21 protein-coding genes, 1 tRNA gene and 1 riboswitch are annotated in these 22,517 nt (G+C 72.4%); of the genes, 15 read left to right on the forward strand and 7 right to left on the reverse strand.

Translation table 11 applies throughout. From position 1 onward, the window contains the following. Positions 1-7: 7 nt before the first annotated feature. On the reverse strand, positions 8-1,756 hold the full coding sequence (locus tag AC4H2S_RS19865) for a BCCT family transporter (RefSeq protein WP_491498715.1): 1,749 nt from the start codon (positions 1,754-1,756) through the stop codon (positions 8-10). Positions 1,757-1,908: 152 nt separating this feature from the next. Between AC4H2S_RS19865 and AC4H2S_RS19870 the strand changes: the two genes are divergently transcribed. Beyond that, positions 1,909-2,145: a hypothetical protein gene (locus AC4H2S_RS19870; RefSeq protein WP_491498716.1), complete on the forward strand. Its 237-nt coding sequence runs from the start codon at positions 1,909-1,911 to the stop codon at positions 2,143-2,145. A gap of 13 nt (positions 2,146-2,158) precedes the next feature. Here AC4H2S_RS19870 and AC4H2S_RS19875 read toward each other — a convergent pair whose 3' ends face one another. After that, positions 2,159-2,320: a hypothetical protein gene (locus tag AC4H2S_RS19875; protein WP_491498717.1), complete on the reverse strand. Its 162-nt coding sequence runs from the start codon at positions 2,318-2,320 to the stop codon at positions 2,159-2,161. Between the two features lie 4 nt (positions 2,321-2,324). After that, complete coding sequence (locus AC4H2S_RS19880) at positions 2,325-4,016, reverse strand: bifunctional 3'-5' exonuclease/DNA polymerase (RefSeq protein WP_491498718.1); 1,692 nt, start codon at positions 4,014-4,016, stop codon at positions 2,325-2,327. 77 nt (positions 4,017-4,093) lie between these two features. Here AC4H2S_RS19880 and AC4H2S_RS19885 point away from each other — a divergent pair, with 77 nt between their 5' ends. After that, the gene (locus AC4H2S_RS19885) at positions 4,094-4,552 is read left to right on the forward strand and encodes a VanZ family protein (protein WP_491498719.1); all 459 of its coding nucleotides are present in this window, start codon (positions 4,094-4,096) and stop codon (positions 4,550-4,552) included. Positions 4,553-4,609: 57 nt separating this feature from the next. On the opposite strand, the gene AC4H2S_RS19890 is transcribed toward AC4H2S_RS19885, so the two are convergent. Together AC4H2S_RS19890 and AC4H2S_RS19895 are read right to left on the reverse strand one after the other, a co-directional pair. Further along, on the reverse strand, positions 4,610-5,203 hold the full coding sequence (locus AC4H2S_RS19890; protein ID WP_491498720.1) for a hypothetical protein: 594 nt from the start codon (positions 5,201-5,203) through the stop codon (positions 4,610-4,612). A gap of 149 nt (positions 5,204-5,352) precedes the next feature. Beyond that, positions 5,353-6,255, reverse strand: coding sequence for a hypothetical protein (locus AC4H2S_RS19895; RefSeq protein ID WP_491498721.1), 903 nt, complete (start codon positions 6,253-6,255; stop codon positions 5,353-5,355). Between the two features lie 282 nt (positions 6,256-6,537). On the opposite strand from AC4H2S_RS19895, the gene AC4H2S_RS19900 reads away from it, so the two are divergent. The 7 genes from AC4H2S_RS19900 to AC4H2S_RS19930 all read left to right on the forward strand — a co-directional run bounded on the left by AC4H2S_RS19900 (position 6,538) and on the right by AC4H2S_RS19930 (position 15,247). Further along, complete coding sequence (locus tag AC4H2S_RS19900) at positions 6,538-7,134, forward strand: hypothetical protein (protein WP_491498722.1); 597 nt, start codon at positions 6,538-6,540, stop codon at positions 7,132-7,134. Between the two features lie 151 nt (positions 7,135-7,285). Then, positions 7,286-7,702 (forward strand): Hsp20/alpha crystallin family protein, encoded by a 417-nt coding sequence (locus AC4H2S_RS19905; RefSeq protein WP_491498723.1) that lies wholly within the window; start codon positions 7,286-7,288, stop codon positions 7,700-7,702. A 93-nt stretch (positions 7,703-7,795) separates the two neighbouring features. Next, the gene (locus tag AC4H2S_RS19910) at positions 7,796-8,458 is read left to right on the forward strand and encodes a DUF2238 domain-containing protein (protein WP_491498724.1); all 663 of its coding nucleotides are present in this window, start codon (positions 7,796-7,798) and stop codon (positions 8,456-8,458) included. Positions 8,459-8,526: 68 nt separating this feature from the next. Continuing rightward, positions 8,527-9,366, forward strand: a complete 840-nt coding sequence (locus AC4H2S_RS19915; RefSeq protein WP_491498725.1) for a universal stress protein — start codon at positions 8,527-8,529, stop codon at positions 9,364-9,366. A 120-nt stretch (positions 9,367-9,486) separates the two neighbouring features. Next, positions 9,487-10,989: a DUF3375 domain-containing protein gene (locus tag AC4H2S_RS19920; RefSeq protein WP_491498726.1), complete on the forward strand. Its 1,503-nt coding sequence runs from the start codon at positions 9,487-9,489 to the stop codon at positions 10,987-10,989. After that, entirely contained in the window at positions 10,986-11,762 is a 777-nt protein-coding gene (locus AC4H2S_RS19925) for a DUF4194 domain-containing protein (protein ID WP_491498727.1), read from the forward strand. The genes AC4H2S_RS19920 and AC4H2S_RS19925 overlap by 4 nt, the downstream gene beginning before the upstream one ends. Next, entirely contained in the window at positions 11,759-15,247 is a 3,489-nt protein-coding gene (locus AC4H2S_RS19930; RefSeq protein WP_491498728.1) for an ATP-binding protein, read from the forward strand. Before AC4H2S_RS19925 ends, AC4H2S_RS19930 begins: the two co-directional genes overlap by 4 nt. A gap of 211 nt (positions 15,248-15,458) precedes the next feature. Here the strand turns inward: AC4H2S_RS19930 and AC4H2S_RS19935 are convergent. Next, positions 15,459-15,547: transfer RNA gene (locus AC4H2S_RS19935), tRNA-Leu, on the reverse strand. A gap of 80 nt (positions 15,548-15,627) precedes the next feature. Here AC4H2S_RS19935 and AC4H2S_RS19940 point away from each other — a divergent pair. The 6 genes from AC4H2S_RS19940 (at position 15,628) to ribH (ending at position 21,402) form a co-directional block, all read left to right on the forward strand. Then, entirely contained in the window at positions 15,628-16,959 is a 1,332-nt protein-coding gene (locus tag AC4H2S_RS19940) for a M20/M25/M40 family metallo-hydrolase (protein WP_491498729.1), read from the forward strand. 65 nt (positions 16,960-17,024) lie between these two features. Next, positions 17,025-17,154: riboswitch (FMN riboswitch) on the forward strand. Positions 17,155-17,235: 81 nt separating this feature from the next. Beyond that, positions 17,236-18,279: a bifunctional diaminohydroxyphosphoribosylaminopyrimidine deaminase/5-amino-6-(5-phosphoribosylamino)uracil reductase RibD gene (ribD, locus tag AC4H2S_RS19945; RefSeq protein ID WP_491498730.1), complete on the forward strand. Its 1,044-nt coding sequence runs from the start codon at positions 17,236-17,238 to the stop codon at positions 18,277-18,279. Further along, positions 18,280-18,900 (forward strand): riboflavin synthase, encoded by a 621-nt coding sequence (locus tag AC4H2S_RS19950; protein WP_491498731.1) that lies wholly within the window; start codon positions 18,280-18,282, stop codon positions 18,898-18,900. Then, on the forward strand, positions 18,897-19,598 hold the full coding sequence (gene pnuC / locus AC4H2S_RS19955; RefSeq protein WP_491498732.1) for a nicotinamide riboside transporter PnuC: 702 nt from the start codon (positions 18,897-18,899) through the stop codon (positions 19,596-19,598). The genes AC4H2S_RS19950 and pnuC overlap by 4 nt, the downstream gene beginning before the upstream one ends. Beyond that, complete coding sequence (locus AC4H2S_RS19960) at positions 19,595-20,917, forward strand: bifunctional 3,4-dihydroxy-2-butanone-4-phosphate synthase/GTP cyclohydrolase II (RefSeq protein ID WP_491498733.1); 1,323 nt, start codon at positions 19,595-19,597, stop codon at positions 20,915-20,917. Before pnuC ends, AC4H2S_RS19960 begins: the two co-directional genes overlap by 4 nt. Next, positions 20,914-21,402: a 6,7-dimethyl-8-ribityllumazine synthase gene (ribH, locus tag AC4H2S_RS19965; RefSeq protein WP_491498734.1), complete on the forward strand. Its 489-nt coding sequence runs from the start codon at positions 20,914-20,916 to the stop codon at positions 21,400-21,402. Before AC4H2S_RS19960 ends, ribH begins: the two co-directional genes overlap by 4 nt. A gap of 18 nt (positions 21,403-21,420) precedes the next feature. On the opposite strand, the gene AC4H2S_RS19970 is transcribed toward ribH, so the two are convergent. After that, positions 21,421-22,440, reverse strand: a complete 1,020-nt coding sequence (locus AC4H2S_RS19970; RefSeq protein ID WP_491498735.1) for a zinc-dependent alcohol dehydrogenase family protein — start codon at positions 22,438-22,440, stop codon at positions 21,421-21,423. Positions 22,441-22,517: the final 77 nt, after the last annotated feature.

A 22,517-nucleotide genomic window follows, 5' to 3' on the forward strand; every position in this document is an offset into this window, starting at 1 on the left:
CTAGGCGTCAGGACCGCGGCGCCGCGTCCGCCCCGGACGTCGCGGCCCCGCCCTTGTCGACCTCGCCCTTCTCGACGGAGAGCACGAAGTCGTCGCCGTGCTCGGTGACGCCGGTGATGACGGCGGCCTCCACGGCCTCGCGGGCGTACTTGCGCCGCACGACCAGCGGGTCCTGGCCGAGGTCCTTCACCAGTGCGACCGCCAGGCCGACCATGATCAGCACGAACGGCAGCGCCGCGATCACCGTGATGGTCTGCAGCCCGCTGAGGGCGTCGGCCCCGCCGACGAGCAGCATCACCGCCGCCACGGCACCGGTCGCCACTCCCCAGAAGACGACGGTCGGGCGGCTGGGGTGGATGGTGCCGCGCTCGGACAGCGAGCCCATCACGATCGAGGCGGCGTCGGCGCCGGAGACGAAGAAGATGCCGACCAGGACCATGACGACGATGCTGGACACCGTCGCGAGGGGGTAGGCCTCGAGCGTGCTGAAGAGCTGGTTCTCCAGGCCTCCCGCACCTGCGATGTCGGTGCCGTTCTCCTGCAGGTCGATCGCCGCGCCGCCGAAGATGCAGAACCAGACCACGCTGATCATGCTCGGCACGAGCAGCACGCCGGTGACGAACTGGCGGATGGTGCGACCGCGGGAGATGCGCGCGATGAACATGCCGACGAACGGCGTCCACGACAGCCACCAGGCCCAGTAGAAGACCGTCCAGGTCGACAGCCAGGCGCTGGTCTCGGCGCCCTCGGCTGCCGTGCGGGCGGCCATCATCGGCAGGTCGGCGACGTAGCTGCCGATCGAGGTGGGCACCAGGTTGAGGATGAAGACGGTCGGGCCGACCACGAAGACGAACAGGGCGAGCGCGACCGCGAGCACCATGTTGATGTTGGACAGCCACTGGATGCCCTTGGCCACCCCGGAGACGGCGGAGAGCACGAAGGCCGCTGTGAGGACGGCGATGATGCCGACGAGGGCGGCGTTGCCGGTGTCGCCGAGGCCCGCGACGATCTGGAGGCCCGACTCGATCTGGAGGGCGCCCAGGCCCAGGGAGGTCGCCGAGCCGAAGAGCGTCGCGAAGATCGCGAACATGTCGATCGCCTTGCCGCCGAGCCCGTGCGCGTGGCGGCCGAGGAGCGGCTCGAAGGCCGAGCTGATCAGCTGCAGGCGGCCCTTGCGGTAGACGCCGTACGCCACCGAGAGGCCCACGACCGCGTAGATCGCCCACGGGTGGAGCGTCCAGTGGAACATCGTCGTGGCCATCGCGTTCTGCGCGGCCTCGGCCTCGCCGGCGGCGCCGGTGCCGGGCGGGGGAGTGACGAAGTGGGTGAGCGGCTCGCTGACGCCGTAGAACATCAGGCCGATGCCCATGCCGGCGCTGAACATCATCGCCACCCAGGAGATGGTGCGGAACTCCGGCTGCTCGTCGTCGCGGCCGAGCGGGATGTTGCCGAACTTGCCGAGCGCCAGCCAGATGACGAAGACGACGAAGGCGCTGGAGGTGAGCACGAACAGCCAGCCGGTGTTCTCCATCGTCCAGGCCAGGCCGGTGCCCGAGGCGTCGGCGAGGCTGTCGGTGTTGATGAAGCCCCAGGCGAGGAACGCCAGGCTGACGACGGCGGTGACCCCGAAGACGAGCTTGTCCAGGCCGCGCTCGTGCGCCGCGGTGGGCTCGATGGCTGCGTCGAGGGCGGGGTGCGGCTCGTCGACGGCGTCAGGTGTGGGCAGGTCGCGTGGATGCTCGATACCAGTGGCCATCGGGAGACCAGATCAACAAACGGCCCCGGCGCGCAACCCGCACGCCGTCCGCGTCCCCCGGAGTGAGACGAGGACCACAGGGGTGAGCCCCGGCAGCGGCGCCCGTGGCACGGTGGCGAGACGGACGAACCGACCAGAGGAAGGTGAGCGGCATGAGGCAGTCGCAGACGTTCGACCCGTCCCTGCACGCGGCCGGAGGACCGGCGGCGGAGGGACAGTGCTCCTACCACCGCGGCGAGCAGTCAGGGGACCAGACCGACCAGGCCTGCGCCGGCGAGGCCGTCGTCTCCTTCGAGGACGGCGCCGGCGGGTGGGAGTCCGGGTGCCGGACGGCCCTGGAGGACCTCGTCGAGCGGGGTGAGATCGAGCCGCTCGGCCAGGGGGCGTGAGACCGAAGCCGGCTCAGGCGCCGTTGGACGCCTCGTGCCAGTCCCAGTGGGCGCGGCGGTAGACGTCCGTCGCGGCCACCACGGCGCCACAGACCCGGCACACCGGCTGCGGGCCAGCGTCGGTGTCGAACATGTCCGTGACGTCCGGATCGGTGATGTCGTCCCGCTCGCTCATGCCCTCACGATAGGTCCGAGCCCTCGGGCGGGCCACCCGTCGGCGCCGCGCCCGCGGACTTGCCCGCCTCGGCGTAGGAGCGCGCGACGCTCACGGTGAGCGGGAAGTCCACGGCGAGGTCGCGGAAGAGCAGCCGGCCCGCGGCCTCCGCCGCCGCCCTGACCTCCCCGCCGACCGCGTCGGCGAGCGCGGCCGGCGTGTGCACGACCACCTCGTCGTGGAGGAAGAACACGAGGTGGGGTCGGTCGGTGAGGACGCCGTCGCCGAGTCGCCAGAGCCGGTTGCGCAGGTCGGCGACCCAGCACAGCGCCCACTCCGCGCCCGTGCCCTGCACCACGAAGTTGCGGGTGAACCTGCCGAACGCGCGGCGTTGCCGGTCGAGCGCGTCGAGGTCGGGCGGTGGCGCGTCGGGCGACTCGTCCCACGCCCCGCCCAGCGACGGGCTGCCCCGCCCGAGCAGCGTGCGCACCACCTGGCCGCGCTCGCCCGCCCGCGCGGCCTCCTCCACCAGCCCGAACGCCTGCGGGTAGCGGCGGGTCAGGCCCGCGACCATCCGGCCGCTCTCACCGCTGGTGGCGCCGTACATCGCCCCGAGCAGGCCGAGCTTGGCGTCCTGGCGGCTCGCGACCGCGCCGGCGTCGACCATCCCCTGGTAGAGGTCGGCGCCGCGCGCCGCCCCGGCCAGCCCACGGTCGCCGCTCATCCCCGCGAGCACCCTCGGCTCGAGCTGGGCGACGTCGGCGACGACGAGGGTCCACCCGTCGTCGGCGACGACGGCCGAGCGCACCTGCGCGGGGATCGACAGCGCACCGCCACCGTTGGACGACCACCGCCCCGTGGCCGAGCCGGCCGGCTGGTAGACGGGACGGAAGCGACCATCGCGCACCCACTCGTCGATCCAGGCCCAGCCGTTGGTCTGGAAGAGGTGGGCGAGCGACTTGTAGCGCAGCAGCGGCTCGACGACCGGGTGGTCGACCGCCCGCAGGGTCGAGGCGCGGATGTCGCCGACGTCGATGCCGGCGCGGCGCAGCGCGGCGAGCAGGTCGGGGTGGGAGTCGGGGTTGAGGGCGGGTGCGTCGAGCAGGCGGCGTACGTCGTCGGCGCACTGCTCGAGCAGGCGCGGGCGGGCGCCGCGGACCGAGCGGGGACCGAGCCGTTCGGCCAGCAGGGCCTCGTGGAGGTCGACGCGCCACGGGACCCCCGCGTGCGTCATCTCGGCCGCGGCCAGCGCACCGGCCGACTCCGCGGCGACGAGGAGCGCGAGCCTCGGCTGCTCCGGCGAGGAGGCGATCGCGGCGAGCTGGCGATCGTCCTCGAGGTCGGCGCGCAGGTGGTCGACCGCGTCGTCCCCGCCGAACAGGACGGGATCGCCGACCTGCCCCCCGGACCCGGGCCGCAGCACGTGCCACAGGTCGGCCTGGTCACCGCGCAGGAGGGAGGGGTCGACGGCCGGTGCCCGGGACAGCAGGCGGCGACAGAGCCGGAGGTCGTGGCAGCGCGTGACCCGCACCCCGGCCGCCAGCAGCGGGGGATACCAGCGGGCGGTGTCGTCCCACACCCACCGCGGGGCGTCCGGCCCGTGCTCCCGCTCGCGGACGTACGCCGCCAGCGCGCTGACGGGCAGCTCGCGGGGGGCGCCGCCGTCGGTGACCAGCACGCGCTCGCCCGGGAGGCGGGAGAGCCGGACGCGCGTCATGGGGGACAGCCTCCCCGATGCCACCGACGCCGGGCGCGGCGGTGCGCCGCTCAGGTGCAACCCGGATGATGGGCCGGGTGCTGCACCGACACCCGTTCCTCGGCCTGCTGACCCTGCTCTACCTGGGATTCGTCGGGCTGGTCACGCTGACCCCGGGAGAGGCCCAGCCCGACTACGCCAACCTGGCCGGTCGCGTCCTGGCCCGGCTCGAGCGCTACCCCGACCTCGACCCGGTCACCAGCCGGCTCAGCGTCGAGCGGGTCGAGTTCCTCGCCAACATCGGGCTCTTCGTGCCGCTGGGGATGTTCCTGCTGCTGCTCGTCGGGACGCGACTGTGGCTGGTGTCGCTCGCCGCCGGCATCGTGCTGACCGCGATGATCGAGAGCGTCCAGCGCGAGATCCCGGGCCGGGTGTCGGACCCGCGCGACGTCGCCGCCAACACGATCGGCATGTTCATCGGCATCGTGCTGGCCATCGTGCTCACCCTGCCCGGCACCCTGCGGCGCCGCCGAGCGGCGGGCCGACCCCGGACGTGAGAGGGACCCGGCGCCGGGTGGGGCGCCGGGTCCGTGCGTGGGGGGTGGGGACTGGTGTCAGCGGAGGACGGGGAACCTGCGGACCAGGCTGGTGTTGCTCCACCAGCGGCCCAGGCCCCAGGTGGCGCCGGCCGCGCCGAGGGCGAGGACGACCATCACGATGACGCCGATGAGGTGGTCGTCGACGATCGGGTTGTTCTCCAGGGGCAGCGAGGCGGCGTACATGAAGGCGTACATCAGGGCGCCGGCGGCGGTGCCGATGCGCATTGCGACCCCGAGCAGCAGGCTCACCCCGATGCCGAGCAGGCCGGCCATGAAGAGCCAGTCGACCCAGGCGTGTCCGGCCAGGGAGGTGAAGAAGCCGTGGAAGGGGTTGTCGGCGGGCACGGCGAAGGAGAGGAATCCCTCGGTGGGGCTGGCGCCGTTGATCCAGGCTGCGGGACCGAAGCGGTCGAGGTTGCCTGCCTGGTCGTAGCCGGTGTGGAAGCCCAGGGCGAAGGTCTTGTCCAGGAACGCCCACAGGAACGTCACTCCGAAGGCGATCCGCAAGACGGCGAGGGCGCGGGACAGGCCCGGGCGGGCGACCTCCTCGGTCTCGGAGGTGGTGACGCCCTCGGTGCTGATGTGGTGCTGGCGGTGGATGACGCTCATCGTCATCTCCTCCTCGGTTCCAGGTGCCGGATGTCTTCCGGTACCTCTACTGTCCGCCGACCGGTGGGGTCGCGTTGAGAGGAGGACGTCCGTGATGCGGCGGGACCAAGGTCCCTGCGTCGTGGGACCACCGCGCGGCGGCGCGACGGTCAGCGCCCGTGCGCCAGGTGGCGGTCGGATCGGCGTACGGGCACGGGCGTCTGCGTCAGGTCGGTCGGGCCCGTCGGCTGCCAGCCGACGCCCACCAGCAGGAGCGGGTGGCCGAGCCCGCCGAGCACCTCGCCCCGGAGCGCCTCGCGGGTCTGCTCCACCTCGATCGCCTGCGACAGCGGGACGATCGACAACCCGTCGGCGGCCGCCGCCAGCCACATCGTGCTCAGGCCCTCGCCGGCCCGCAGCCAGCTCTCCGGGGTGTCGTCGCGGTCGAGGAGCATGACGAGGCCGTCCACCGGTCCGGCGGGCGCGAAGCCCTCCGGCGTGGCCCGGCCGATCCAGGCCTCCTGCTCCGAGACGGCGGCACGGTCCTGGCCCTGCAGCGTCGCGGCCCGGGAGATGAGGCGCTCGGCGTGGGTGCGCTCGCCGCGGTCGGTCAGGGCCCGGCCGATCGTGCCCCAGGTCGTCGCGGCCGCCGCGAGGCTCTCGAGACGCTCCTTCGGCACCGGGCGGGAGGCGGGGAGCCGGCGGTCGGCGTCGCCCTGCTCGACGGCGTCGAGCACGGTATCGGCCCCGGGAGACGGGACCCCCGACGCGAGGTCGAGCCGGGCGAGCAGGTCGGGGCGTTCGGGGTCCGGCCGGCGGGTCACGGTCGCGCTCCAGCCGAGCGCAGCGGCCATCGCTTGGGCGTGGTGCAGGGCGGCGCCGCAGCTGATGACCATGTCGCGGCCGTCGGGATCCGTCGACGGCAGGCGCCGGGTGCGGTCGGCGAACAGCTCCAGCACGTCCGCGGAGGCGCGCCAGCGCCACGGCTTCGTGTTGCGCACGCTGGGGGCGCTGGTGGCACCCGCGATGATCCGGCGCAGGACCGGTACTGGCACGACGAGTGTCTGCGACATCGCTCAGCCTCCCCTCGGGACGTTCCTCGGAGACCAGAGTGCCGTCGCCCGCGCGAGGGGGGCAGTGTCCTTCTACCCGGTCCCACGGGGGCCGTCCGGGGCGGGCCGGACGGCGGCCGGTCGGACCGCCGCGCCCATGACGTCGGCCCGGAGGCGCGAGCGGCTCCGCGGCCGGTCGGCACCGGCCGCCTGCCTCTGGGGCCCGGGACGGAGGCCGGGCACGGTGGAGAGCGACAGGGCTCGCCCCGGCGGCGACCACGCCATGAGCGGGAGGAGGAGACGATGAGGGTGTACCGCTGGGTGTGGGCGGTGGCGACGTCACTCGTGGTCGTGTCGTGCGTGTCGTACGACCTCGCGGTCGGCGGGTGGGTGCGCCTGGCCGTGCTGGGTCCGGTGATGGCCGTGTTCGGGGCCCTCCTCGGGCTCGTGTTCGCCGAGGACCGCAACGATCGGTGGGGCTGGGCGAGGCGGGGTGCGGCCTGGCTCGGGGTGGGGGCGACGACGGCCGACGCGCTCGTGGCGACCTGGGGCGGCTCGGGCGTGCTGGTCGGGGCGGTGCTGCTGCTGACCTCGCCGAGCTTCCTGCGGACGGCGCGCGCCCGGCTGATGGCCCGCTCGCTCCGGCGCTGCAGCGGGCCGGCCGAGATGCTCACCACGCGCGAGCTCATCCGGCGCTGGGACTGGACCACCCGCGAGGTGCTGCACCGGGGCACCTCGGTGCCACGCCGGATGTCACTGGTCGAGGAGCGCCGCAAGCTGCTCGACGAGCTCCAGCGCAGGGACCAGGACGGCTTCGTGGAGTGGATCGCGGTGGCCGTGCCGGACCGCCCTCGCGACCGGCCCTGGGGTGGCGAGCAGACATGGCGGCGCGGATGGTGACGGGCAGGGTGACGGGGATGGTGACGGGGATGGTGGACGCACCCGTCGGGGGGCCCGGGCCGAGTGGCCCGGTGCGTGCGCCTCTGCTGGGGCGGCGTGCTGCGGACCAACATGGGGGAGACCGGACCCCGACCGACCGAGAGGCACTCCCATGGCACTGACCCGACGCACCCAGAGCCCCTTCTCCGAGATGGTGGACTGGCTCGAGACGGTGGCCCCCTTCCGCCAGACGTACGACGAGGGCTTCATCCCGGTGGAGGAGTACCGCGAGAACGGCAAGTACGTCGTGCGGGCCGACCTTCCGGGGATCGACCCCGACAAGGACGTCAGCGTCACCGTCGACGACGGCTACCTCGTCATCCACGGCGAGCGGCGGCACGAGGAGCACGACGACCACCACAGCGAGCTGCGCTTCGGCTCGTTCAGCCGGCGCCTCCCGCTGCCCAAGGGGAGCACGGGCAAGGACGTGACCGCGTCCTACGCCTCGGGCGTGCTGACAGTGTCGATCCCGGCGGACGGCGAGGTGGCCGAGCCGACGCGCATCCCCATCGCGCGATCGGGTGAGTGAGGCGTCCCGGCCCACGACCCAGCCGGACGACTCCCCGGGACCACGCATCCCCGCGCCCCGCCGCCCGCCGGGACAGCAGCGAGGGTGCGACGGGTGAGCGCGCTCACCGAGGGCGTGCATCCGCGCGTGGTCCCCTCGTGGGTGATGGTCCTGGACCTGCTGCTCAAGGCGCTGCTCGTCCTGGCGATGGCGCGGGTGGCCATCGACCCCTCGTGGGGCAACCTGGAGGGCAAGGCGCCCGGCACCCGGGCCGTCACCTACCCGTTGCTCGCGTTCCTGGTCCCGCTGTCCTACTGGCTGCGCCGACCGGCGGGGCCGTATCCGTGGCTGGCCGACCTGATGATCACCGTGCCGGCTTTCTCCGACATCCTCGGCAACCGGCTCGACCTCTACGACCAGGTGGTGTGGTTCGACGACCTCGTCCACTTCGTCAACACCGGCCTGCTCGGAGCCGCGGCGGTCATCTTCTCCGGGGTCGTCGAGGCGCCGTTGCGGCGGAGGCTGGAGGTGTCGGTGTCGGTCGCCATGACCCTCGGGGTCGCCTGGGAGGTGTGGGAGTACCTCGCCTTCGTCACCCGCTCGGGCGAGGCCGGCACGGCGTACGCCGACACCGTGGGTGACCTCACGCTCGACTGGATGGGCGCGGTGCTCGCCGCCGTCCTGCTCGGGCTGCCCGGGTTCCACCGGCCGGGGGTCCTGCCCACGCCGCCCCACCTGGGCGCCGCCCGGGGGACCCGGAGCAGTCCGCGCGACTGAGACCCCGCGGTGCCGGCAAGGACCTCCGACTCTGGCGGTGGACTGCCGCCCACGTGCATGCTCGCGACATGGACGACACCGCGCGCAGCATCCTCGTCGCCTACGACGGGTCGACCGACGCAGATCTCGCACTGGGGTGGGCGGTGCGGGATGCCGAGCTCGAACGCCGCCCGGTGACCGTGGCGATCGCCGAGGAGCCCGGTGCCACGCCCGGTGTCGCGTGGCAGTCCGCGGACCACTGGGACGAGGTGGAGCGGCGGGCCACGGCGATCCTCGACGAGTCGCCCCTCGACGCCGGCGAGGTGGTCCGCCAGCGCGGCCCTGCGGTGACGACCCTGCTCGACCTCGCCCGCGACGCCGCGCTCCTCGTCGTGGGCGGTCGCGGGCACGGCCGGGCCGGTGAGTTCTTCGTCGGCTCGGTGAGCCAGCACCTCGCGACCCATGCGTCGTGCCCGGTCGTCGTGGTCCGTGTCGCCGACGCGCCGGCCGCGCGGCGGATCGTCGTCGGTGTGGACGGGTCCGCAGCGGGCGACGCTGCGCTCGACGCCGCGTGCCGTCACGCCCGGTCCACTGGCGAGACGGTGTCCGCGGTGCGTGCGGCCGCCGTCGGCCCGGTGCACGTCGATCGATACGGGGAGATGCCGGAGGCCCTCGGCCGCGTCCTCCACGACGAACAGGAGCTGCTCGCGGCGACCGTCGCCGCCGCAGCCGCGCGCCACCCCGAGGTGGACATCGAGTCCGACCTCATCGCACTTCCGGCGGCCACTGCGCTCGTCGAGGCGTCCAAGCACGCCTCGCTGGTCGTCGTGGGATCGCGGGGCCTCAACCCCTTCGCCGGACTCCTCCTCGGCTCCGTCAGCCATGCGGTCCTGCACCGGGCGCGCTGCCCGGTCATGGTGGTCCGCTGAGGCGACCCGCACGTCGCGGGAAGCAGCCACGCCAACCGGCAGGTGGCTGCCACCCCCGTCGGAGGGCTTTGTCATGCTTGCGCCCCGAACACCAGGTGGGAACGAGCGGGGGCATAGACGTTGAGCGAGATCACGGGCGAGCTTGCGCGCGTCAAGGGTGCCTTCGGTCAACCCACGCTGACGCTGCTCCACCAACGGCAGGCGCCCGTGGTGATCACCATCTTCCGAACCGCCTTCGGCCGCAGCAACAACCCGATCCCCACGGCTCGCTTGCACACGCAGGTCGAGGAGCATGTCGCGCAGATGAGGCTGGCGGGGGAGCAGGACGTCCCCAGTGGCACCGGCCGCGACATCTGTCAGCGCTGGATGCGTGGTCAGTGGCTGGTCCGATCGCTCGACGAGGGCGGACACGAGGTCTACGTGCTGACCTCGCACGCCCAGCAGGCGTTGGAGCTGGTGAAGAACCTGGCCCGCGATCGGGCCACGCTCAGCGAGCACCGGGTCGCCACCATCCTCGGCACGGTCCGGCGCTTCAACTCCGAGGCCAACCCCGATCGGACGGCCCGCGTCACGATCCTCAACGGAGAGATTGCGCGGCTGCGAGCTGAGCGCGATCGGCTGGTCGACGGTGGTGTGCTGGAGGGAGCCACCGAGGACTACATGCTCGAAGGGTTCACCGAGCTGTTGTCGCTGATCTCCGCGCTGCCAAGTGACTTCGCCCGCGTCGAGGAGCGCTTCGCGACCATCCGCACCGAGATCCTCGCAGCGTTCCGAGCCGAGGACCGGCCGGCGGGTGACGTGATCGACGACTACCTGGCTCGAGCCGACGCGCTCATGACGGCCACCCATGAAGGACGAGCGTTCGAGGGTGCGTTCGCGCTGCTGCGCGACGACGCGCTGGTGGCGCAGCTTCGCGAGGACCTCACCGACCTGCTCGAGCACCCCCTGTCGGACCGGATCCTCAGCGACGCGGACCGAGCCGAGCTGCGCGGCACCGTACGGCTGGTCCGCGACGGCCTCGACCGGGTGCTTGCGCAACGGTCGCGGGTGACGGCGACCCTCAAGGAGTACATCGTCTCCCACGACGCGGCCCGCGACCGCGAGCTCGAGCAGACGCTTCGCCAGGTGGAGGCCGAGCTGATGACGTGGATGGCCACGACCGGGCCGCGCGCCACCCACGACGTACCGCTGCTCCCCGCGCGCACGAGCATCGATCACTTGCGCGAGCGCTTCTACGACCCTGCCGACGACGTGCTGCCTGAGCGCCTCACCGTGGCCGACGCAGACCTGGCGCCCACGGTCTCGCTCGCAGAGCTGGTGTCGCAGGGTGGGCCCAAGTTGGCGGCCTTGCGAGAGCGGCTCGACGCCGCCGCCTCATCGCTGCTGCCATTCTCCTCCCTCGGCGCACTGTTCGACGATCTGGAACCGTCACTGCGCAGGCCGGTCGAGATATTCGGCCTGCTCCACCTCGCCGCCGACCGCGAGTGGCTGGCCGAGGACGAGACCGAGTCCTACGCGACCATCCGCCCCGACGGAAGCACGCGCATCTTCGCGGTGCCACGGACGCCGCTGCCCGACCCAGACCTGGACGAGACCCAGCACGACACGGAGACCCGCGCATGAGCGTCGAGATCGACACCGAACCTGAGACCGAAACCCACGCGGGCGCTGAGGCTGGAGCCGACGACGGACTCGTCGAGGCCCTGCTCGACGACGGTTCGGTCTCCCTGTTCGAAGGCGACGAGGGCGGGCTCGAGTACGCACAGCGGCGGGTCCTCGTCACGCTGCTCAAACAGCGCTTCATCAGCGCGCGCACCCACCCACGCGACTGGCCGGTGCTCGTCGAGCACGAACGGCTGATCCGCTCCCGTCTCAACGACCTGTTCCTCGACCTGCAAGTCGACCGCCCGAGCGAGGTGGCCTGGAAGCGACAGGCAACATCCGAGACGGGCAGCCGGTTCCCGACGCTGCTCTACGATGCCGCGTGGTCGCGCGAGGAGACGCTCGTCCTGGTGCACCTACGAGACCGGCTGCGCGCCGGGCTGGCCAGTGGCGACGTGCGGGTGTTCATCGACCGCGAGGACGTCGTGTCCTACGTCGCCAGCTTCCGACCCGCGCACGCCACCGACGAGGCCGGCGACGAGAAGCGGGCGCGCAATGCGATCGCCAGCATCGTCAAGGCCGGTCTGCTCATCCCCTCCGGCAACGACGAGCGCTTCGAGATCAGCGAGGCCGTGGAGCCGCTCCTGCCGCTCGAGCTCCTGCAAGAGCTGCTCGAGGCGTTGACGGCGGCCACCAGCAGCGAGGTGCTCCCGGAGCCCGAGTCGTCCCACCTCTTCGACGACGAGCCCGACCCGGACGGCCACGCCGCCGACGACGACGCGAGGGAGCAGTGAGCTTGTCCATCCACGGGACTGACGCGGCGGATGTCGGCGGCCTCTTCGCGCAGCGTGACGTTGCCACCCCCTCCGACGACACCATGCAGTGGCGCGCGTCGCTGCTGCAGATGGTCAACTGGGGCGGGTTCGGCGGCCTCACGGCGGTGCCTCTGCGCGGCGACGCCACGATGATCTCCGGCGCCTCCGGTGTCGGCAAGAGCACCATCCTCGATGCCTACACGGCGCTGATGATGCCGTCCGACACCAAGTTCAACGGCGCGTCCAACGATGCGGTCGCCGGCCGCGCTCGCGGGGCCGGGCAGCGCAACCTGCTCTCGTACCTTCGGGGCGCGGTCGACGTCATCGACGACCCCCGCACCGGGCGGCCGGTCGAGCAACTACTGCGCGGCAGGGGCTCCGACACGTGGGGCGCCATCGCGATGACGTTCGTCAACGACCGGGGCGGCCGGTTCACCGCGCTTCGTACCTATTACGTCCCGCGCCGCGCCACCCGCTCCGGCGACGTCCAGATGCAGCTCGCGACGCAGGAGGGCGCGCTGACGCTCGACCTGCTCGAGGTCGCGGTGCCCGAGCGGTTCCACGCCAACACGCTCAAGAAGATCTTCCCCGGGATCCGGGTGCACCGGACCTACGCCGAGTTCGCGGCCGTGCTGCACGCCCGTCTCGGCATCGGAGCCAACGGCGACGGCGCCAAGGCGCTGCGGCTTCTCGCCCGGATCCAGGCCGGCAACCAGGTCCGCAGCGTCGACGAGCTCTACAAGGACATGGTCCTCGAGCGCCCTTCGACCTTCGCCGCTGCCGACCGCGCGATCGAGCACTTCGACGACCTCGACACCGCCCACTCAGCGATGCGCACCGAGGAGCAGAAGCTCGAGCTGCTCGGGTCGATCACCGAGCTGCACGACCGCAAGGTGGGCGCGACCCGGCGACTGGACGAGCTCGATGCCTACGGGGTGACGAGGGGCGGTGACACACCACTGCGGATGTGGTTGCTGCGCACCCACCTGCGACTGATCGAGGCCGCCGTCGTCGACAACCGGGCCGAGCGGGCGGCGGCCGCCGACGAGCTGAGCGCGACCACGTCCGTCGAGCGCACCCACCTCGCAGACCTCGAGGCGGCACAGGAAGCACACCGGGCCGCTGGGGGAGCGACCCTCCAGTCACTCGCCCTGTCCCTGGAACAAGAGCAGGTCATCCGGGAGGACCGGCTGGCCCGCCGAACCATCCTCCAGGAGCGAATGCTCCCGCTCATCGACGCCACGGACGCCCGCGCCCCCGACGTCGACGGCGCACTGCTCTCCGGCGAGGCGTTCGCCGTGCTGCAGCTGCACGCCCAACAGTGGCTCGCCGGCTACCAGAGGGAACAGGAGCGGCTGCGGCGCGAGCGTGACGCTGTGCTGCGCAGCCAGTTCCCCCTCAGCCAGCGACAGGCTGAGCTGCGCCGCGAGCGGGCGTCGATGGAGGGCCGCTCGGGCCGGATGCCGGCCCGCATGCACGAGCTGCGCGCGGAGGTGGCGCGAGCAAGCGGGCTCGGCCTCGACGACCTGCCGTTCGTTGCCGAGCTGGTCGACGTCGCTGCCGAGGAGGCGCGATGGCGAACCGCCATCGAGACGGTGCTTGGCGCCAGCGCCCGGATGATGCTGGTCCCGCTGCAGCACCTGGAGCGGTTCTCCTCCGCCATCGACGGACTGCACCTGCGCGGGCGGCTCGTCTTCGAGGGGGTCGAGCTCGACCTGCCCGACCCAGGACCAGCCGACCCCGAGCGGGTCGGTGGCAAGCTCGTGTTCAAGGACACACCCTTCACCGGCTGGGTGCGGGCACACGTCGAGGAGCCGTCCCGCAACGCTCTGTGCGTCGAGTCCGCCGAGGGCCTCGCAGGACCGGGCTTCCGCGTCACCCTCGCCGGCCAGACCCGCAACGGCCGGCGAGGCGCCCACGGTCGCAACGACGCGCGCAGCATCATCGGCTTCTCCAACGAGGACGCGATCGCCGACATCGACGCCGAGCTTGCCGACCTCGAGGAGCAGCTCGACGCCGTCTCCGCGGAGCTCGGCCAGCTGGACCGGCAGGCGCGGGTGCTGGAGCAGCAGCGCACCTCCTACGACGCCGTCGCCACCGCGCGGTTCGACGACTTCGACGTCGACGGCAGTGACCGCCGCATCGCGCACCTGGAGCAGCGCCGCGCAGCGATCCTGGAGTCCGACGACCGCCTGCAGGCGCTCGAGACCCAGATCGACGACCTCACCGCCCGACTCGAGGAGGCGCGCCGGACCCGCTACGGCCTCGAACAGCGCCAGCGGGAGCTCAACGAGGTGCACGCCGAGCTGGTCGACGCCGAGGACAGCGTCAAGGACCGGATCCACGCCATCGAGGAGGACGGCACGGTCGTCATCGGCCCCGAACAGGAGGAGGCACTTGCCGCGGAGTTCGCCGCGGCCGCAGAACCAGCCGACCCCCGCGACCTGGCGCGGTTCAGCGAGACCTCCCAGCGGCTCGTCCAGCGACTGCGTGAGGCGGTCACCGACGCCGAGGCCGCGGTCAGGCGCGTCGACGAGGACCTCGTGCAGATCTTCCGGGTCTACAAGTTCCAGTGGGACTCACCGAACCTCGGCTCGACCGCGGACTCCTACCCCGACTACGCCCGCATCCTCGAGGACATCCAGGGCGAAGGCCTGGCCGCACGCCGCGCCGAGTGGAGGCGGCGCCTCACCGAGTGGAGCGGCCAAGACCTCGTGCCCCTGGTCGGGGCTATGGCGGCGTGCGTGGAGGAGATCGAGGACCGTCTCGAGCCGATCAACGGGATCTTGCGGCGCCTCGAGTTCGGCGCATCAGGCGACCGCCTCAGGATCCGTCTCCGACGATTGGCGCCGGCCCATGTGCAGACGTTCATGCGGGATCTCCGCACCCTCTCCTCGGGCTCGACCTCCGCTCTCACGGAAGAGGCGCTGGAGAAGCGGTTCGCCGAGCTCAGCAGCTTCATGCAGCAGCTTCGCAAGCCCAGCCAGGTCGGCGACGCCGCGACGACGCTGACGAACCGCGAGCGTCTGCTCGATGTACGCCGCCACGTGGAGATCAGCGCTGAGCGCTACGACCACGCGACCGGCGAGCTGCGTGCCACCTACCGCACGCTGGGGGAGAAGAGCGGCGGCGAGAGCCAAGAGCTGGTCGCCTTCATCGTCGGCTCCGCGCTCCGCTTCCGGCTGGGAGACGAGATGCGTTCACGCCCGCGGTTCGCGCCGGTGTTCCTCGACGAGGGGTTCGTCAAGGCCGACTCCGAGTTCGCGGGCCGTGCCGTCCAGGCGTGGCGAGGTCTCGGCTTCCAGCTGATCGTCGGCGTTCCCCTCGACAAGGTCACCGGGCTCGAGCCCCACATGGACGCCCTGCTCGCGATCACCAAGAACAGCGCCACACACCAGTCGTGGATCACTCCCATCTCCGCCGTGGACCCACGACCCGAGGCGAAAGAACGCAACACCGGATGAAGGCTCCCGAGGACGTGCTGCACGATGTCGTGACGCGGCTGGTTCGACGTACACCGCCACGCCCTCACGTGGGAGACCAGGATGGCCACCACGGGGGAGGGCGTGCACCTGGCACACCGGACCAGTTCCTCGGACCCGCCTGACGTCGCGAGAAGCAGGTCTCGAGAAGCGGTCAGGGCCCCGCTTGCGCGAGGCCCTAACCGTCAAACCGTGGTGTCCGAGGGGGGACTTGAACCCCCACGCCCTAATACGGGCACTAGCACCTCAAGCTAGCGCGTCTGCCAATTCCGCCACCCGGACGAGTGCTGGGAAACAGTAGCAAAGCCGCTCCCCGCCAACGAATCGGGGCTGGTGCTTGCTCGTGGGGCAGGATGGGCGGCATGGAACAGGCGCCCCAGGACCGCTCGCAGGACCGCTCCTACGACCCTGCGGCGGAGGTGGTGCGGCTGTGCCAGGAGCTCATCCGCATCGACACCTCCAACTACGGCACCGACGAGGGGCCGGGGGAGCGGAAGGCGGCCGAGTACGTCGCGGGCCTGCTCGACGAGGTCGGCATCGACGCCGAGGTCGTCGAGGGCCTGCCGGGGCGGGCCAACGTCGTGGCGCGCTGGGGAGGCGGCGACGGCCGCGCCCCGCTGCTGCTCCACGGCCACCTCGACGTGGTGCCCGCCGAGGCCTCCGACTGGCAGGTCGACCCGTTCGCCGGCGAGATCCGCGACGGGCACGTCTGGGGCCGGGGTGCGGTCGACATGAAGGACTTCGACGCCATGCTGCTCAGCGTCGTACGGGCCCGGGCGGCGGCCGGCGCGGTGCCCGACCGCGAGCTGGTGCTGTGCTTCACCGCCGACGAGGAGGCGGGCGGCCACCACGGCGCCGGGGTCCTCGTCGAGCAGCACGCCGACTGGTTCGCCGACTGCTCGGAGGCCGTCGGCGAGGTCGGCGGCTTCTCGGCCACCGTGCGCGGGCGCCGGGTCTACCTCATCGAGGCGGCCGAGAAGGGCATGGCGTGGATGCGTCTGACGGCTCGCGGCCGGGCCGGCCACGGGTCGATGATCAACGACGACAACGCCGTCACCCGGCTCGCCGCAGCGGTCGCGCGCATCGGCGCGCACCAGTGGCCCGTGCGGCTCACCCCGACCATGGAGGTGCTGCTGGCGAGTGTCGCCGAGCTCGCCGGCACGGAGGCGACGCCCGACAACGCCGAGGCACTCGTGGAGGAGTTCGGCGACGCCGCGCGGATGCTCGGCGCCGTCATCCGCAACACCGCCAACCCGACGATGCTGCGGGCCGGCTACAAGACCAACGTGATCCCCACCGACGCGCAGGCCACGGTCGACGGCCGCTTCCTGCCCGGCTACGAGGATGAGTTCTTCGCGACGCTGCGCGAGCTCGCCGGCGACGGCATCGAGTTCGACTTCGAGTCCAAGCAGGACCCGTGGGAGACGCCGTACGACGGCGACCTGGTGACGGCGATGACCCGCAGCCTGCTCGCCGAGGACCCCGAGGCCATCGTCGCGCCCTACCTGATGTCGGGCGGCACCGACGCCAAGCACTTCCGCAAGCTGGACATGCGCTCCTACGGCTTCGCGCCCTTGCGGCTGCCGGCCGACCTCGACTTCACCGCCCTCTTCCACGGTGTCGACGAGCGGGTGCCCGTCGACGCGCTCGAGTTCGGCGCCCGGGTCTTCGACCGCTTCCTCGACCAGGTCTGAGCTCCACGGCGTGGACTCCGGTGAGGGAATGCCCCTCGCTGTGGCAGAGTTGCGCCCGTAAGAGCTTGCGTGCTCTGGGGGCGGTGAAACTCCGCACCGGCGGTCACAGTCCGCGACCCGACCACCGCCAGTGGCCGGTTGACCAGGTGGAACTCCTGGACCGACGGTCAAAGTCCGGATGAGAAGTGCACGCTGACGGCTCGTACGCCGTCCCCGAGCGGGGACCGCGTGCCCCGTCGCCCGCCCCCCGGAGTCCCACACGGACCGGAGGCGGAGATGACGAGCAGCGAGGCGGAGCGGCGCGCGATGCGCCGAGCGCTGGCGATCGCCGTCACCCCCGGAGTGCCGCTCGGCCCCAACCCGCGCGTCGGCTGCGTGCTCCTCGCGGCGGACGGCTCGACGCTCGCCGAGGGATTCCACCGCGGCGCCGGCACGCCCCACGCCGAGGCCGCAGCGCTGGCCGAGGCCGGCGATGCGGCGCGCGGGTCCACCGCCGTGGTCACCCTCGAGCCGTGCAACCACACCGGCCGCACCGGCCCGTGCAGCGAGGCCCTCGTCGCGGCCGGCGTACGCCGCGTGGTCTACGCGCAGCCCGACCCCAACCCGGTGGCCAGCGGCGGCGCCCAGCGCCTGCGCGACGCCGGCGTCGACGTCGAGTCGGGCCTGCTGGCCGTGGAGGCGGAGGCGGTCAACCGGGTGTGGACGTTCGCCGTCACGCACGGCCGCCCGTTCGTCACGTGGAAGTTCGCCACCACCCTCGACGGCCGCAGCGCCGCCGCCGACGGCACCAGCCGCTGGGTGTCGAGCCGGGCGGCCCGCCTCGACACACACCGCCTGCGCGGCCAGTCCGACACGATGCTCGTCGGCACCCACACCGTCGAGGTCGACGACCCGCAGCTCACCGTGCGCGACGAGCTCGACCAGCCGGTCACGGTCCAGCCCCTGCGTGCGGTGATGGGGCTGCGTGACCTGTCGCCCGACCGCCGGGTCCTCGACGACCAGGCCGAGACGGTGCACCTCCGCACCCGCGACCCGCACGAGGCGCTCACCCGGCTCCGCGAGCTCGACCGCCAGCACGTCTTCCTCGAGGGCGGGCCGTCGCTCGCCCGCGCGTTCCTGCAGGCGGGCCTCGTCGACGAGGTGGTCGCCTACGTCGCGCCGATGCTGCTCGGCGCCGGCACCAGCGCGGTCGCCGACCTCGGCATCGAGACGATCGCGGACGCCCGCCACCTGCGCGTCGACGACGTGCACGTGCTGCCCGGCCACGACGGCGAGGACACCAACATCCGTCTCACCATGACGCCCCTGAGGAGGCACTGAATGTTCACCGGAATCGTGGAGGAGCTCGGCACCGTCGCCGAGGTCACCGACCAGGGTGACGCCATCCGGCTCACCATCGAGGCCGACACCGTGCTCGAGGGCACCGGGCTGGGCGACTCCATCGCCGTCAACGGCTGCTGCCTCACCGTCTCCGAGCTCGGGGCCGGGCGGTGGACCGCCGACCTCATGCAGGAGACGCTCGACAAGACCTCCCTGCGTGGCGTCGCCCCCGGCGACCGGGTCAACCTGGAGCGTGCGGTGACGCTCGCGACCCGCCTCGGCGGCCACATCGTCCAGGGCCACGTCGACGGCGTCGGCGAGGTCCTCTCCCGCACGCCCAGCGAGCACTGGGACGTCGTCGAGATCTCCCTCCCGGCCCACCTCGCCCGCTACCTCGTCGACAAGGGGTCGATCGCCGTCGACGGAGTCAGCCTCACGGTCGTCGAGGCCTACGACGCCAGCTTCACCGTCAGCCTGATCCCCGAGACCCTCGCCCGCACCACCCTCGGCGAGCGCCGCGTCGGCGACCTGGTCAACCTCGAGGCCGACGTCATCGCCAAGCACGTCGAGAAGCTGCTCGGCGCCCACGCCCCCACCCGCACGAACGACGAGGAAGAATGATGTCCCTTCTGGAATGGCTCATCCACGGCACCATCCCGGTGGGCAGCGGGGAGCTCGGTGTCCGCGAGGTCGTCGGCAACGTCTTCGGCCTGGCCAGCGCGATCCTCGGCATGAAGCGCCTGGTCTGGGCCTGGCCGATCGGCCTGGTCGGCAACGTGCTGCTCTTCACCGTCTTCGCCACCGGCGAGCTCTCCGGCCAGATCGACGAGCCTTTGTGGGGCCAGGCGGGGCGACAGGTCTTCTTCGCCGCGGTCTCCCTCTACGGCTGGTGGCGCTGGACGCGCGTACGCCGCTCCGGCGGCGCGTCCGACGGCGGGGCCATCGCGCCCCGCTGGGCCACGGGCGCCGAGCGGATCCAGCTGCTCGTCGTGGGTGTCGTCGGCTACGCGGCGGCGTACGTGCTCCTCACGCAGGTCCTGGGCTCCTGGGGCCCGACCACCGAGGCGTGGATCCTCGCCGGATCCATGCTCGCGACCTACGGCATGGCCCGCGGCTGGGTGGAGTTCTGGCTGATCTGGATCCTCGTCGACATCGTCGGCGTGACCACCCTCGTCCAGGCCGGCTACTACCCCACGGCCGGCATGTACCTGTTCTACGCCGTCTTCGTGGTGATGGGCTTCGTCGTGTGGATGCGGGCCAGCCGCACGGTGGTCGACACGACCGACACCGACCGCACCACCGAGGCGGTGTCGGCATGAGCCCCACCCACGACGCCGTACGCCTCGACCCGGTCGAGCGCGCCATCGCCGACATCGCCGCCGGCCGGGCGGTCATCGTCGTCGACGACGAGGACCGCGAGAACGAGGGCGACATCATCTTCGCCGCCGCGAAGGCGACCCCGGAGCTGATGGCCTTCACGATCCGCCACTCCAGCGGGGTGATCTGCGTGCCGATGCCGGGCGACATGCTCGAGCGGCTCGAGATCCCGCTGATGACCCCGCACAACAAGGACAAGCTGCGCACGGCCTACACGATCTCGGTCGACGCCCGCGACGGCGTCACCACCGGCATCAGCGCCGCCGACCGGGCCCACACCGCGCGGACCCTGGCCGACTCGGCGACCGAGCCGTGGGAGCTCACCCGCCCCGGGCACGTCTTCCCGCTGCGCTACCGCGAGGGTGGCGTGCTGGTGCGCCGCGGACACACCGAGGCGGCCGTCGACCTGGCCCGGCTCGCCGGGCTGACCCCGGCCGGCGTCCTGGTGGAGGTCGTCAACGACGACGGCACCATGAAGCGCGGCCCCGAGCTCCGGGCGTTCGCCGACGAGCACGGCCTGGCGATGATCTCGATCGACGACCTGGTCCGCTACCGCCGCCGCCACGAGCGCCACGTCGAGCGGGTCGCCGAGACCCGGCTGCCCACCCGGCACGGCGAGTTCACCGCCTACGGCTACCGCATCACCATCGACGACAGTGAGCACGTCGCCCTCGTGCACGGCGACCTGTCCGGCGACGAGCCGGTCCTGACCCGGGTGCACAGCGAGTGCCTGACCGGCGACGTGTTCGGCAGCGAGCGCTGCGACTGCGGCCCGCAGCTCGACGAGGCGCTGCGTGCGATCGTCGCCGAGGGCAGGGGAGTGGTGGTCTACCTGCGCGGCCACGAGGGTCGCGGCATCGGCCTGGTCGCCAAGCTGCAGGCCTACCAGCTCCAGGACGGCGGCCGCGACACCGTCGACGCCAACCTCGACCTCGGCCTGCCCGCCGACGCCCGCCACTACGGCACCGCCACCCAGGTGCTGCGCGACCTCGGCATCGCGTCCGTGCGGCTGATGACCAACAACCCCGACAAGACCGCCAGCCTGGAGGACTTCGGCATCCGCGTGGCCGAGCGGGTCCCGCTGGCGATCCGCCCGACGGTGCACAACGAGGCCTACCTGCGCACCAAGGCCGAGCGCATGGGGCACCACCTGCCCATGGCGAGCGCCCCGGCGCTCGACCTCCCCGCGGAGGCCATCGACCACCAGGCCGAGCACCTCGGGACACTCGAGCAGCCCGAACGAGAAGGAGAGCACGCATGAGCGGCGCCGGAGCACCCACGTCCCAGCCCTACGACGCCAGCGGCCTGCGGGTCGCGGTCGTCGCGGCGAGCTGGCACACCGAGGTGATGGACGGACTGGTCGGCGGCGCCGAGCGCGCGCTGGCGGCGTACGGCATCTCGGAGCCCGAGGTGATCCGGGTGCCGGGCACCTTCGAGCTCCCGGTGGTCGCGGCCGCGCTGGCCAAGGCCGGCTACGACGCGGTCGTGGCCCTGGGGGTCGTGATCCGCGGCGGGACGCCGCACTTCGAGTACGTCTGCTCGGCGGCCACCGACGGCCTCACCCGGGTCAGCGTCGAGCACACGGTGCCGGTGGGCTTCGGCGTGCTGACGTGCGACACCGAGGAGCAGGCGCTGGACCGTGCCGGGCTCCCGGGCTCGGCCGAGGACAAGGGGTGGGAGGCCGCCTCCGCCGCACTCGACACCGCCCGCGTGGTGCGCGCGGTGTGGGCCGGCCAGCCCCGGTAGTCCCCCGGGGACGGGTGCTCACACCGTGAGGAGCACCTTGATGGCGGTGCGCTGGTCCATCGCGGCGTAGCCCTCGGCGGCCTCGTCGAGCGGCAGGGCGAGGTCGAAGACCTTGCCGGGGTCGATCCGCCGGTCCCAGATGAGCTGGACGAGCTCCGGGAGGAACCGGCGCACGGGGGCGGGGCCGCCGTGCAGGTGGACGCCGGCCATGAACAGCTCGTCGCCGGGGATGGCGACGTCGTGGGAGACGCCGACGAACCCGACGTGCCCTCCGGGGCGGGTCGCGTGGATGGCCTGCATCATCGACTCCTGTGTCCCGACCGCTTCGACGACCGAGTGCGCGCCGAGCCCCTGGGTGAGCTCCTTGACCCTGGCGACGCCCTCCAAGCCGCGCTCCTCGACGATCTCGGTGGCCCCGAACTCCCGCGCCAGGGCCTGGCGGTCGGCGTGGCGGCTGAACGCGATGATGCGCTCCGCGCCGAGCTCCTTGGCGGCGAGGACGCCGAGCAGGCCGACGGCGCCGTCACCCACGACCGCGACGGTCTTCCCCGGCCCTGCCTCGGCGGCGACGGCGGCGAACCAGCCCGTGCCGAGCACGTCGGAGGCGGCCATGAGGGACGGGATGAGGTCGGGCTCGGGCATGCCGGGCGTCTTGACCAGCGTGCCGTCGGCGAGCGGGATCCGGGCGAGCTCGGACTGGGTGCCGATGGTGCCCATCAGGACGCGGTGGATGCAGTAGGCCTGGTAGCCGGACCGGCAGATCTCGCACGTGTTGTCGGATGCCCAGAACGAGCCCACGACGAAGTCGCCGACCTCGACGGTGCGCACGTCCTCACCGACCTGCTCGACCACCCCGACGTACTCGTGGCCCATCACCTGGTCCGCGACCGGCTCCGCGCCGCGATAGGGCCACAGGTCGCTGCCGCAGATGCAGCTCGCGCTCAACCGGATCACGGCATCCGTCGGCTCGACGATGGTGGGGTCGGGGCGGTCCTCGACCCGTACGTCCCCGGGGGCGTGCATGACTACCTGGCGCATGGCGGGTGGCTCCTCGTCGTCCGTGGTCCGTCGTCCTCGGGGCGGCTCGTGCCGCCTCGACTTCGAGTCAACCCCGC

It is taken from the genome of Nocardioides sp. Z13_37, assembly GCF_058355585.1.

Coding starts and splice junctions, on each gene's coding strand:
- AC4H2S_RS19890 (WP_491498720.1), bottom strand. CDS start 5,203: ATGAGCGTCATCCACCGCCAGCACCACATCAGCACCGAGGGCGTCACC.
- AC4H2S_RS19915 (WP_491498725.1), top strand. CDS start 8,527: ATGGACGACACCGCGCGCAGCATCCTCGTCGCCTACGACGGGTCGACC.
- AC4H2S_RS19905 (WP_491498723.1), top strand. CDS start 7,286: ATGGCACTGACCCGACGCACCCAGAGCCCCTTCTCCGAGATGGTGGAC.
- AC4H2S_RS19970 (WP_491498735.1), bottom strand. CDS start 22,440: ATGCGCCAGGTAGTCATGCACGCCCCCGGGGACGTACGGGTCGAGGAC.
- AC4H2S_RS19950 (WP_491498731.1), top strand. CDS start 18,280: ATGTTCACCGGAATCGTGGAGGAGCTCGGCACCGTCGCCGAGGTCACC.
- AC4H2S_RS19940 (WP_491498729.1), top strand. CDS start 15,628: ATGGAACAGGCGCCCCAGGACCGCTCGCAGGACCGCTCCTACGACCCT.
- ribD (WP_491498730.1), top strand. CDS start 17,236: ATGACGAGCAGCGAGGCGGAGCGGCGCGCGATGCGCCGAGCGCTGGCG.
- pnuC (WP_491498732.1), top strand. CDS start 18,897: ATGATGTCCCTTCTGGAATGGCTCATCCACGGCACCATCCCGGTGGGC.
- AC4H2S_RS19875 (WP_491498717.1), bottom strand. CDS start 2,320: ATGAGCGAGCGGGACGACATCACCGATCCGGACGTCACGGACATGTTC.
- ribH (WP_491498734.1), top strand. CDS start 20,914: ATGAGCGGCGCCGGAGCACCCACGTCCCAGCCCTACGACGCCAGCGGC.
- AC4H2S_RS19895 (WP_491498721.1), bottom strand. CDS start 6,255: ATGTCGCAGACACTCGTCGTGCCAGTACCGGTCCTGCGCCGGATCATC.
- AC4H2S_RS19865 (WP_491498715.1), bottom strand. CDS start 1,756: ATGGCCACTGGTATCGAGCATCCACGCGACCTGCCCACACCTGACGCC.
- AC4H2S_RS19925 (WP_491498727.1), top strand. CDS start 10,986: ATGAGCGTCGAGATCGACACCGAACCTGAGACCGAAACCCACGCGGGC.
- AC4H2S_RS19870 (WP_491498716.1), top strand. CDS start 1,909: ATGAGGCAGTCGCAGACGTTCGACCCGTCCCTGCACGCGGCCGGAGGA.
- AC4H2S_RS19880 (WP_491498718.1), bottom strand. CDS start 4,016: ATGACGCGCGTCCGGCTCTCCCGCCTCCCGGGCGAGCGCGTGCTGGTC.
- AC4H2S_RS19960 (WP_491498733.1), top strand. CDS start 19,595: ATGAGCCCCACCCACGACGCCGTACGCCTCGACCCGGTCGAGCGCGCC.
- AC4H2S_RS19900 (WP_491498722.1), top strand. CDS start 6,538: ATGAGGGTGTACCGCTGGGTGTGGGCGGTGGCGACGTCACTCGTGGTC.